10 protein-coding genes are annotated in these 13,039 nt (G+C 35.4%); all 10 read right to left on the bottom strand.

From position 1 onward, the window contains the following. Nucleotides 1-108: 108 nt before the first annotated feature. The 10 genes from TT13_RS04620 to TT13_RS04660 all read right to left on the bottom strand — a co-directional run bounded on the left by TT13_RS04620 (nt 109) and on the right by TT13_RS04660 (nt 13,021). Nucleotides 109-1,548, bottom strand: coding sequence for a catalase (locus TT13_RS04620; RefSeq protein ID WP_027698912.1), 1,440 nt, complete (start codon nt 1,546-1,548; stop codon nt 109-111). Nucleotides 1,549-1,834: 286 nt separating this feature from the next. Then, on the bottom strand, nt 1,835-2,122 hold the full coding sequence (locus TT13_RS04625) for a hypothetical protein (RefSeq protein WP_027698913.1): 288 nt from the start codon (nt 2,120-2,122) through the stop codon (nt 1,835-1,837). Between the two features lie 256 nt (nt 2,123-2,378). Beyond that, nucleotides 2,379-3,398: a glycosyltransferase gene (locus TT13_RS04630; RefSeq protein WP_027698914.1), complete on the bottom strand. Its 1,020-nt coding sequence runs from the start codon at nt 3,396-3,398 to the stop codon at nt 2,379-2,381. 375 nt (nt 3,399-3,773) lie between these two features. Then, on the bottom strand, nt 3,774-4,463 hold the full coding sequence (locus TT13_RS04635; RefSeq protein WP_027698915.1) for a Fic family protein: 690 nt from the start codon (nt 4,461-4,463) through the stop codon (nt 3,774-3,776). A gap of 339 nt (nt 4,464-4,802) precedes the next feature. Next, nucleotides 4,803-4,925 (bottom strand): hypothetical protein, encoded by a 123-nt coding sequence (locus tag TT13_RS11610; protein WP_278279336.1) that lies wholly within the window; start codon nt 4,923-4,925, stop codon nt 4,803-4,805. 135 nt (nt 4,926-5,060) lie between these two features. Next, nucleotides 5,061-7,145 carry an InlB B-repeat-containing protein gene (locus TT13_RS04640; RefSeq protein ID WP_082816179.1) on the bottom strand — a complete coding sequence of 695 codons (2,085 nt, stop codon included), beginning with the start codon at nt 7,143-7,145 and terminating at the stop codon, nt 5,061-5,063. Between the two features lie 771 nt (nt 7,146-7,916). Beyond that, on the bottom strand, nt 7,917-8,426 hold the full coding sequence (locus TT13_RS04645) for a sugar O-acetyltransferase (RefSeq protein WP_027698917.1): 510 nt from the start codon (nt 8,424-8,426) through the stop codon (nt 7,917-7,919). 509 nt (nt 8,427-8,935) lie between these two features. Then, a complete protein-coding gene (locus TT13_RS04650; protein WP_242868520.1) occupies nt 8,936-10,201 on the bottom strand; it encodes a glycosyltransferase family 2 protein in 1,266 nt (421 codons plus the stop codon). Then, the gene (locus TT13_RS04655; protein WP_045476637.1) at nt 10,194-10,676 is read right to left on the bottom strand and encodes a hypothetical protein; all 483 of its coding nucleotides are present in this window, start codon (nt 10,674-10,676) and stop codon (nt 10,194-10,196) included. The genes TT13_RS04650 and TT13_RS04655 overlap by 8 nt, the downstream gene beginning before the upstream one ends. Nucleotides 10,677-10,921: 245 nt before the next feature. Continuing rightward, complete coding sequence (locus TT13_RS04660) at nt 10,922-13,021, bottom strand: cation:proton antiporter (protein ID WP_027698920.1); 2,100 nt, start codon at nt 13,019-13,021, stop codon at nt 10,922-10,924. Nucleotides 13,022-13,039 lie beyond the last annotated feature (18 nt).

Genomic DNA, 13,039 nt, shown 5'->3' on the forward strand with positions numbered 1-13,039 from the left:
TTAAAAAACTCAGGTCCTCTAAACAAAGAAGGCCTGAGCTAAGTTATTTCTAAATTATATTTGAAGCGAACGTATTACTACGCTAAGAAAATACTCTTAAACTACGTCTTAATTTGTTAAATGTATCTTCTTAGCAACTCGTTGTCCATAATCCGCATCTGCCGCTGTAAATTGCGCTACTGCCAATTTCTTGTTTTCCTCTGAGTCAATAGTACCTAATGATTCGGCAATTGCATCGGTCAACAATTCTTTTTGGTGCTCATCCATTAACCGATATAAGGCGCCAGGCTGACTAGTATAGTCAGGATCATACGCTGGATAATTTCCAGTTTCACCAGTTAATTTCACATTCGCAACTTTAGCCTCTGGATCAGCCATTGGTCCGCCCTTACTGTTAGGCTCATAATTAACCTCATCAGCTCCGTTTGCCCCGCTAGCCATAAAGCCATCACGTTCATAAGTATGAACTGGTACTCCTGGGCGGTTGACTTCAATATCTTGATAATTTGCACCTAAACGATAGCGTTGTGCATCATTATATGCAAATAGTCGTCCTTGCAAAACTTTATCCTCTGATGGCTCAATTCCTGGCACCATATTAGCTGGTGAGAAGGCCGCCTCTTCAACATCTGCAAAGAAATTATCTGGATTCCGATTAAGTACGAACTGACCCACTTCAATTAATGGATAATCTTTTTGTGAAATTACCTTAGTAACATCGAAGATATCATATTTATACCTTAGCCCCTCTTCATATGGAATGATTTGAACTTCTAGGGTCCAGGCAGGGAAATCACCCTTTTCGATATCATCAAACATGGTTTCACGATACCAGTTTGTATTTGAACCTGCTAGCGCCTGCGCATCATGTGGTGTAAGATTTTTTATACCATGATTTGTCCTGAAGTGATACTTAACCCAGAATTGCTCATTATCAGCATTAACCCATTTAAAGGTATGCGAACCATATCCGTGCATATGGCTAAAGCTATATGGCAATCCACGATCAGAGAACAGGATTGTTACTTGATGCAGACTTTCTGGTGAATGTGAAAAGTAGTCCCATTGCATATTAGCATCTCGCAAACCAGTTTGTGGGTCGCGCTTTTGTGAGTGGATAAAGTCTGGGAACTTTAATGGATCATTAAGGAAAAATACCGGCGTATTATTACCCACGATATCATATAAACCGTCCTCAGTATAAAAACGGGTTGCAAAGCCATGAACATCCCGTAATGTATCAGGATAGCCCTTTTCTCCCGCTACACTAGAAAATCTGGCCATAACCCTTGTTGTCTTTCCTACACCATTAAACACTTTGGCTTTGGTGTAAGCGGACATATCATTAGTTAATTTGAAATACCCCATCGCACCTGATCCGTTTGCATGAACCACACGCTCAGGAATTCTTTCACGATTAAAATGTGCCAACTTCTCAATCAATTGATAATCTTGCAGCAATAAAGGACCACGCTCACCAGCTGATAATGAGTGTTCATTATCGGCAAAAGGCTGTCCACTCTTAGTTGTTAGTTTTTCATTTACCATATTTTTCCCCCTCTTCGAAAATAGCATGGCATAACATAGATAACAAATATTTATCCTTACAATCTAATTGTATCACTATATAAAATATTCAAAATGACTTTTATCAAGAGATTTTATATTCTAAAACTTGAATCAATCAAAAGCAGCAATATATGCCCAATCAAAGCTTTTTATTCGGTATTTTTAAGGCCTTAATCAAAAAATGAGCCCTAGGTTTAAGAAAATTTTCTTAAACCTAGGGCTCATTTTGAACTAAGTAAAAAGGTAATTATTACTAACATTACACTTAATCTGTGTAGTAGATAATTATCCTCTGGTCATCATAATTAAAAGCAAAGCCAATTCGATATTCAGTAACAACATTAGTTACCAATTCAACCTCACTACTTAATGGTAGCTCTAAAGTTGCTTGATTTCTCTCATTAGGCCATTCCAATTTAAGCATTTTTTTCTGACTATTTACCGTCGTTATAACTACACTACGAACTGTTTCTTTATCCTTAACAACGATATTAGAAAAATGCGTCCCATCCTGAAGTCCCAAATCCTTAATTTTAATCATGTTCTTCTGCATGAATTTCCCCACCTAAACTCACAAGATAAAACCATTATATAACGAATTTTCAATGATTTATATTTTACACTAATATATAAGGCACTAATTCCCACTAGCTATTTTATATACCCTTAACTCATCAATAAAAATAATTAAACTAGTCAATATACATACAATATTTTTAAGGCCACTCTTCTTTTTTCTTTACTAAAAGCTATTCAAAAAACGAAAATTATCCTTACTTTCGAAGTGCTTTATATTACTAACCGCATTCTTAATCTACTTCTAACATATGAATTGCTTTTAATAAGGCAAGCTTTGTAAAGTTTCCGTTTTTAAGGGCCGTTTGGATTGGCTTTACATGCTTAAGCATAGTTACATATTCATCTGCAGTTAAATGCTTAATTTTTTCTGCTAACTCTTCAAAAGAATCAATCGCAAAGCCAATATTCTTTTGAGTGACGTATTCAGCTTGCGCTGAATCCTTTCCAACAATCACTGGTAATCCCGCTGCCAAATAAAACGATAGTTTAAAGGGGCTATTTAATGTACCATAAAAATTCCAGTCATCTGCCAAATTAATTCCACCAGTCAGACTAACTAATCCAAAGCCACCATCAAATTGTGTTAATAACTCTTCTTCTGTTTTGAATCCATTGTAAGAAATATTACTTTTTGCTGGTTCGTTGTCACTCCCATAAATTTCAATCAATAGGTCAACGTTTTCATTGATTTTTTTTAATGGGCGTCCGCTAACTATATATATCTTTTTGCTGAGTTCTTTGTTTTTCATGGGTATATTATGTGGAAAATCAAATAAACCAAGTGACACCATTTTGACGTTCACTTCATCATGTTGTAAGCGCTTTAGCATACTATCATTATGAACTATTAGTAAATCAAATCGTCTTAACTGTTCCAACCAAAAATCACTTTTGACCCTATTCTCATCACTTATATCAAGATCTTTTGCAAAATATGTCGGTACATCATGAATAAAAGCAATAAGTTTGACGTTTGGAATTTTCCGTAAAAATCCAATGACTCTGGGTAAATATTCATAATTATAGACTCGATCAGGAAATTGAAGTACTACAACATCACCTGCTTGGACCGTCCCGAACCAACTTTCAATATAAAAATCCATAATCTCATAAGTTGGAAACAAATCTCTTGCATAATGATAGTTAATCGTTTTAAACCCAATTTTTTGAGCTTCATCCGCAACAATCTGGTTCGGCCGATAAAGTGCCCCAGAAACCGCATCTGTTTCCATTCTTGTTATCCAATACATAATATTAATTCCTTTAACGTTTCTGTTATAAATTTATTCAGTCAATATCAATGCTTTTAATAATTAATGCCATGAACCATTTGATAAAAATATTTGACTTAATTTAGAAAATGCAACTCTGTGTCTTAAGTAAGCTACCGATTTCAATACTAATTTTTGCACTTACCTTAATATTTCAAACTAAATCTTCTGGCAACTAGTTGAATTAAACTTGCATAAATGATTAAAGTATCATACACAAATATACAATAAACTAAACATTTACCCTAATGTAATATACTACATTGGTTTTACGTTATCATTATTAAAAAGTAAGTTACGTTCAAATTACACCCAAAAATTACAAATTGGCTTACTTTAAACTCACCATGAAATCTAAAAAGCAGCCTTATCTTGCGTTGTTAAATCGATTATTTTACCGAATGGTCGAGTAATTTCAAGATTGTTAAGCTTTCTTACGTAAGTTCCATAATAGCTACCAAATTCAGTCAACGTCACTTTGTTAGCTATAAAATCTTCTAAATTCGCCATAAATTTTTGATACTCGCTATCGGTGTAAGGAATTAAAAGTACCTCATCATCTGCTAATAACAACCGATTGACCACGATAATTGCAGTTTGCTTATTGCCCGTCGTAAAAGGATGTAATTTTACAATCGTAGCAAATAATCTAGCAGCTTTTTCATATAAGTTGGCTCCACCACTGAGAGCCTCAGCAATTTTTTCGGCAAATAACGTTTCTGATACAATTGCTTTTACATTTTTCATAGTTTTATTATGTGTTGCTGTCTGTACTTCAGTCACTTCTAAAATACCTTTAGGCATTAGTAAATTAGTGTGTACCTTTTCAAAATCCGCAACCGTCACTTTGCCATCATTAGGCTCAATTGCACACCAAGCAGCCTTTAAAGCATAAATTATTGTCATATCAATTTGACTTGGCAAAACTACTGTATTGTTTGCTTTAACAAAATCAATCGTAGAACCTGCATCGGCTTGCAACCCTTCAAAACGTCCAACACTATAAAACAATAAGCCCATTTTCTTGTCATTAATTTGTTGCATCTTTAATTACTCCCCTTTTTCATCTCTTTAAAATTAATCTAATTGCACAGTACTTTTAGAGAAGCAAAATCTTACAATAATTGTAGATAATTACAGCTTTTTCCTAACCATCTAGCCTTTATTCTGAATTTCAAATAATTACATATACCACAAAATCAAATAAAAATTAATATTGCTATATTAACAGTAAATTTAATTTATGTTAAGACCATTTAATTCGATATATTTATATAGATAAATACGCATAACCAAAATGTATTAAATAGAAAATTTAACGGCATTACTTAAAACTCACTTCTTTTTGCACATGAAAGCTTCACTTTAGTCGCTATCTAAATCTCAAAAGAACCGTTGACTCTCATCAGCCATGTAGATATAGTAGCTGTCAGAACCGGAGAAGTATGACGTGCCGATATCTAGCAACTTATACCAACTAAAATTAATACTAAACTTTTTAACCATGCAACTTCTGATATGAAGGCTAGTCTAATTGCTTTGATCATTGTTGAATTAATTGCAAACAGCGAAAAAAACATTATCAAGCGTTCCCTTGCTAAAAGCGACCTGATAAATTATCAGGTCGCTCTTATAATCTTCTTATGGCTTTTCTTTACGCTGCTTTATGGTTTGATAAAATAATCCACTCGCTACTATTCCAGCTAACCCTAATAATTCTAACAAGCCAATATCTTGAAAGTCTGCCTTGGGCAAAACATTATTGGCTAACTGTGTCATTGGTTGTGATTGACCAGTTACATTAGTAATTTGAATAAGCTCGTTTAACTTTGACTCATCAAGCTCCTCAGTCGACTGATTATCCTCAACAACTAAATTACCTGAACCATTCGTATCACCCGGACCAGGTGTTATATCGTCTGCAATCCATTTAGCATAGAGCCAAAAAGTACCATCTATAAGACTATTAGGAATTTGATCATTAACAAAATCCCAAGCATTTGTCAGGTCTGAATCACTAAACCAGCCCGCAAATGTGTAACCAGCTCTCACCGGTACGGCTGGCTCTTTAATGATTTCACCAATATACCCGTTAAAATCAGGCACAACTGACCCGCCATTACTATTAAAACTCACTCTAGCAGCTGTCACTGTATCACCGTAGTATTGAATATCATAATTGTTATAAGGTGATGTTAGCGCGGAGGTCGCGGTAACTCCCGCTACATTAGGACTATTTGCTAATGCCTGGTCAGCAGGTGCTAATTCCATTAAAGTGCTAGCCGAATTATTAGTGAAACTTGTACCTACTCGACTGACAGCTGGAATATTAACCTTACTTAGGTAGGCATTCGCATTATTCGCTGCCGTATTATCCACTGGTACTTGATTATTATAAAAACCAATTGCCCCGCCATTTGCAGCTGTATTATTTGAGAATGTACAGTTATTTAGCGTCGTTTTGGTGCTACCAATATCCACGCCAAGCGCACCACCATTTTGCGTTGAGCTATTATTAGTAAATTGCGAGTTACTAATTTCCAAAGTCCCTTGCTTCATCATAAAAACACCACCAGGAAACTGAGCTTGATTGTTTTCAAAAGTACAGCTACCAATTGACATCAAGGTATTGGCTCCTAAGTAGGCTAAAACTGAACCGTATTTAGCTGAATTATTACTGAAGGTTGCCCGCGCGATTCTGGTTGTTCCGGTATTAGTACCTTGCGCTTGCAAACATTCAATCGCTGCAGCTGTATGACCGGAAAAAGTCCCGCCAGTTAGATTAATGGGATTAAGAGATAAAATACCAATCGTATTATTTTTAAATGAAGCATTATCATACATGTAAATATATACGGTCGGTGCATCCGCAGCTGCCGAATAAATACCATAATAGCAATCCTGGAAACTTGCATTACCTAACATGACTAAGCGATGATTCGCGGCTGTGGCCAACCCACTTGGAATATAGGCTTGCGCCCAATTAGTAATTGTGGCGTTATCTTGTATTTGTACTTGTGAAATTCCCATCGCAATAATCGCATAATGAAAGTCATCACTCGGGCCACCGGCGGTCCAAGTTCCTTTCAAGGTTGTTGACCCAGTTAGTTTAAGTGTAGCTGTCCCACCCGCATTGCCCGTAAAAACCCCTTGCGGTGCATTCACCGAATCATCAATAAATACATCATTAACCGTGAAATTTGCATTACCATTTAAGTTAAACGATACTACCCCTTGACCGATTGCAGTACCACTACCAACAATCTGCCCACCAGTCAATGTTATGTTAGTACCACTTGGAACACTAATATTAGCTGTACCCGTCAGCGTGCCATCAATTTCAATTGTATAGCTTGTACCATCTGTAGGAGCTGCCGCAATAGCACTAACTAGCGCTGTCAGATTACTGACTTGAACATCAATGGTTGCCGTAACTTCATCTTCTGCCATTGAATCATTATTTATTGACTCAGCTTCGATCATTTCTGAGCCACTTGTTACGTTATCTTGGCCGTTCTCCAATGATGATAATGAATCCCCCGGTGCGGCCAACAGATTCTCATTTATTCTTGCATTTAATTGGCTTTCATCAGCCTTAACTACGCTATTGTTCATCATAAGCAAACCACTAGTTGCTAAATTTCCTGCCACAAAAGTTATCAGTCCCATAGCATAGACCCATTTTTTGCCATTCTTATACATACGATACGATTTTATTTCTCTCATTATGTCTGTCCTCTCAACCTAAATTATGTATTGCCTTCAAAATAAATTTCTACAATTACATAGTAACTAAGATATATTTTGTATTTAAAAAGGAAGTTAGACTTTTATATGAGTAAGTATCACATTTTGCTTATTATTGTTTTGATTTAGTGTATGGATACATCTTCACTTTGCCATACTAACTTGTTGATTATCATAATATCTAAGCATTTAAGCTCTTATATGAAGCAATATGCTCGGTACATTTTGGCTCCCACAGATAATCTCATCTTAATTTAATTACAAAAAAACATCTAACAAAAGTTAGATGCCTCGATATATTTCTTGCTGGAATTGAACTAGCGACTTTATATTTAGTTAATACAATGCTAATACTCTAAACAGCTGCGTTAAAGGAATAGCATTTATTAATTCAGTCAATGATAATCTAGGGCTTAGAACAGAGAGAAAGACGATAAAAATTGTTAATCAGCAAACTATTTAATTGTTGCACAAAATTAAAACGCCTGAATTTAATCAGGCGTTTTAACCTATTTAGTTACTCTCTGATAAGTCGTAAAAATTCAAAACTATCAACTATGACCTCAGCCATCAATCGATTTCATATTAAATTTTATCTCAGGTAATCATGCTTTTGCATCTACTAAAAAAGAGCCAATATTACTATCAGCTCCTTGTTATTCAATTTTTGAGCAATATCAAAATATAATAGATTTGCTCCACCATGCCTATAATAGAATTCCAGTCATCTGTAATTCAGAAAACTTTAAATTAGATATGTTTCTTTACAACTGCGGGATTCCCTGCAGCTAATACATTTGCCGGTATCGATTTTGTGACAACGCTGCCTGATCCAATTACAGTGTTGTCCCCAATTGTCACACCTGGGTTAATGATTACTCCACCACCTATCCAAACATTTTCACCAATAGTAACCTGTTCAGCTATAACTAACCCAGTTTCTATACGTTCTTTTGCATTAACTGGATGGGTAGCCGTATATATTTGTACCCGAGGACCTAATGTAACATTATTTCCAAAAAAAATGTCACCAGTATCTATAAAGATGCATCCAGTATTCGCATAGAATTTTTCCCCAAAGTGAACATTACTTCCATAATCAATATAAAAAGGCGGTTCAATATACACATTCTGCCTTACTTCCAGATTGAACAGCTCGCTCTCCGCTGCCTTTAAGCTTGCTCCTGAATAAATACCATTATTTATCTCTTGTACTTTTTCTCTTTTAACATTACGTTGTTGCCTATCTCTAACGGCCATTCTCCCACCCCTTGAGCTAAAATTTAAAATACCTTTTGATTATACAGTAAATTTAATTATTGGGCAAAAGCCATACAAAAGCCTTGTTTTCACCAAGTTAGTTAAATTATTTCTATTATGAAGCGCATCATTAACATTTCATTCTTAATGATTTCCATTTTTTTCATAAAAGTTGATTCAGTGTAAAAATAATCGGCATAATTAATAACTTTATATCAGCACAAAGGCTGTAACTTATCTTCTATATCTTGCAATTTTTTCCATGTTAAAAAACCTAAAATTTTTTAAATGCCTTTACTTTATCCATTTTGAAGTAAAGATTTTATATGCACTTTTCAAAAGGCATCAATTTTAAAAATGTTAATTATCTCAATAATTTTTCTACAAATTAACTTCGGAAACATTAGTTATCCAATGTTTTTCTGCTTTATAAGTTGAGCCCCTACTTAAATACTTGGCTACTTCAAAAACCTATTTTTCCCCTCTGTAAAAGTAATCAGCAAAAAAGTTTACCTTTTAGGACTCACCCAGGTGCCGGATCCCCGACCAACGATTGTCTTAAATGCCGGTATAAAGGTTGTTACAATAGTTACTGCATTGATAATCCAGTAAAAAAGCATATACAGTGGTGCAAACATTAAATATTTGATTTTGCGACTGCTATCATCAACAATCAAGGCTGTAATCAGCTGAATTAACCCCGCAATCATTTCAAATGATATAAAAATCAATGAAAGCGTTAAGGTGTAATAAAGTGATTGCCAATCCTGTCCGAAAATTTGTACGATAAATAACGCCAGAAAAAATAGGCTACTCAACCAGAAGAAAAACGACCATAAAATACTAAAAGTTTGGTCAATAAACATCACCGTTAAGCCAATTCTTTTAAAGGGGTGACGCAAAATTTTTGTAAAATTAGTAAACCAAACCTCTGTCCCACCTTTAGCCCAACGTTTCCGTTGCCTATATAAATCCGGAATTGTTTCAGGGACTTGCATATAAAAGACAATCTCCGGCGCAAAAATTGATAACCATGACTTTTCTTGATGGTCCCATGCAATACTAATATCTTCGGTCGCTCGATCTTGGCGGAAAAGGCCCACGTCAATTAAAGCTGCCTTACGATACATCGTATTAGCACCGCTATAGGCATAGATACCCCCAAAAACCCCAGCTTGCGTTCGCTTAATTATGCCGACAATGCTCGAAAATTCAACTGTTTGTGACTTACCAATTAATTTACTTCGATTATTAACGTCCATATTTGCTGTAATGGCTGCAATATTATTTGACTCCGGGCTTAAAAAGTAACTAACATATTTCTTTAAGGCATATGGTTCTGGTAATGTGTCTGCATCGTTACTGAGAATTAGCCGTCCCTTGGTAAAAGCTAAACCAACATTAAACGCATGGGCTTTTCCTTTATTTTTTTCAATTCTTAGAACTCTTAAGCGTGCTATTTTTTCTTGCAAGGTAGCTAAAATTTCTGGCGTTCGATCAGTTGATCCATCATCCATCACTAAAATTTCATAATTTGTATAAACTATTTTACTGGCCAAATAATTAATAGTCCGTTCAATTACGACCTCTTCATTATGTGCCGGCACCATAATTGTTATAAATGGTTCGATTTTTTCATCAATGTTCAACCAAGCTTGCTGTTTATATTTAAATAAAAAGTTATAACAAATTACGCCAATTGACCATTTAAGGGCGCCAATAATTGGATAAGACACAAAAGCAATAAAGGCAATTCCTAAAATTGTTCTAATCATAAGCCTTGTCCTCGCCATTTTGATAGAGCTTTTTAATCTCATCAGTAGCAATATTTTGCTCCTCTTTTACCAGATAATATCTAACCTTGTATCTAATCTCTCTGTCACCAAATTTTTGGTCATAGTAACTTTTCAAAAGACGCTTTTTACGTTCAACTTCTGCCTCGTTAAAGGCATTTTTACGTTCGTAAATCCGTCTAAAGTCACGATTATTGAGTTTGGTTAAAATAATATAACTGAGCGTCAATAAGAGCATAATACTAAAGAAAAATAGACTTAAAAAGCGGATTAAGCTTGTTTCCATATATAACATCTCAGACGGTAACGTTTTAAAGTATAAGGACAGTCCCACCCAAATAAAGGGGAACAATAATACCAGCCAGGCCAAAATTGCTACCAAAGTTTGGCCCACTTTTAAGGCTGACCAGCCTCTTTGAAAATACGCATCTTCATTTGTCACATTGTATGATTTCATCACAATCCCTCGATTCTAAAAAAGTCGCTTTTATGTTTTAAACACATCCCCAATCAATATACCTTCACGATAACAGAAATAGATGTTATTTCTGCTGTTTTTTTGCACTAATTTATTGAGGAAAATGAAGCATTAATGAACAACTTTCCCTATCAAAGATTTGAAAAAAAAAATAAAGCTTGATTAACTCAAGCTCTACCATATTTTTTATAAATTTTAATCCTGACCAACTTTTAAAACCATTATCAGGCGGTAATTGCCAATACTTGTTGAACCCGCTGTAACTGTAAGGTTTGCGCCTGATTTATTTCATCGTACAAGACTGCCGCCATTGCTGGTGAAATATACCCACTGTTAATACCCCGTTGAATAAAATTATATTCTTGCTGAAAGGCTTGAATATAATAGTTACTGTCAACGTAAACAGTATTTTTGCTATAATCATGGCGAATTTGCATTGAATACTTATTAATTGCTTGCCGTACAAAATTAATATGATCATTATCGCTTAGTTTATTCACTAAGCGTGCTCTCAACACATCATCAATGTATAAATCAGAGGCATTTATAACTTCCGTGTTAAGTTCCAGTAAGGCATCACGAATATCACGTCGCTTGGCTAAGACTTCGACCGATTGGTTTGCTAACCAAGCTTTACGCGCTGATTTACGTTGGTGCGGTGTTATCTGACCGTTCTGAATATGCCACATTGCGTGCTTATATTCATGATGCAGCTTCTCACCGTACTTATGCATTGCAAAACTAAGGTATTTAATCAAATGAACTTTCCGATTTGAAAAGCCAATTTCATAGCAATCAAGGACCTTTTCATAGATATTAACAACTTCGGCGCTATACTTTTGACTAATCGAAGGCCCGTGAATATATGTCAACATAAAGTCTTTTGTTTCGTATAATAGCCGTTGATAAGCTCTAAAATCCTCAACTTGATTAATATGATTACCCTTTTGCGATTGTAATTGCTCCGTTAAGGCATCCCTTACATCGTGCTCACTAATCAAATCACGGATTTGCAAAGTTGCAAAATCAACCATTTTATTTCGAATGTGATTAATATCAGCTAAGGAATAAGTAGTTTCCTTTGCAGGCAAAATTATTGGCAACACCACGGCACTAACTAACATACTAATTAAAATAACTAGTGTTGCGATAATAATTAGTTCCTCACGGAAAGGAAAACTATGACCAGCGATTTCACTTGGTAAAGAAAAAGCCATTGCCAAAGTTACGGTACCATGTACCCCACTAATTGCAAAAATACTTGCAAAAAAACGATGCTGTTTTGCATCATGTGCCCCCAAGAGATTATCATTGGTACTTCTCGACTGACGTACCGACCACAAAAAGCGGACAGACAACATCGCTAGATAAATTAATAAACTCACGCCAACAATTTGTATAATCTTAGCTGTTCCGATAATCTGCATTGCCTTCCAAACAGCTGGTAATGATACCCCCAAAATTAAAAATACGATACTATTTAAGACATTTGAAATTGTCTCCCAAATTGTTGTCGAAGTTAATTGTACTCGGGTTGACGTTAGCCTTAACCGACTGGTTTCCCAATTATGAACAATGCCCGTGGCAACAACGGCAATAATTCCAGACACGCCAAGTCTTTCCGCCAGTAGGTAGACAATGAATGGTGTTAAAAGACTAATCGGAATAACCGTTGTTTCAGGATTTTTTGTTCGTAGATTCAAATTAACGCGGAGTGAGACAATCAAAAAGCCGGCAATAATACCAACTAAAACTCCACCTGCCGCAACAAAAAGAAAATGTACTAATCCATCAAGCAGAGAGAACCGTCCCTTTGATAGAACAGCTAATGCTAAGTCCAGAATGACTAATCCGGTTGCATCATTAAATAATGATTCTAACTCCAAAGCTTCACCAACAGTACCTGGCATATCAGTATTACCAGTTAAAGATTTTACCGCTACCGCATCGGTTGGTGTTACAATCGCTGCTAACGCAATGGCAAGCGGTAGAGTCCAACCAGTTTCAAAAATATTAGTCAATAAGCCGAAAATTAAAGTACTAACTAAAGCTAGGATAACCGATAGCAAGAATATCACGCTAAAGCGTTGTTTAATTTTTGTAAAAGACTGTTTTTGACCATCAATAAACATAATTGGCGCAATAATTACTAAAAGAAAAAACTCTGGCTGCAACTCAAAATTTTTAAAGAAGGGTGTTAATGAAAGCATTACCCCAATCGTAATTAGAATAAACGCCTCTGGAATTTTTGGCAAAAACTGCTTAATAATATTGGTTAAGATTATACCAACTAATAGCAGTGCCACTGTATAAAATGTTTGCAATTTTCTCCCCCATTTCTC

Origin of the sequence: Weissella oryzae SG25 (assembly GCF_000691805.2) — a bacterium.
GTDB classification, from domain to species: domain Bacteria; phylum Bacillota; class Bacilli; order Lactobacillales; family Lactobacillaceae; genus Weissella; species Weissella oryzae.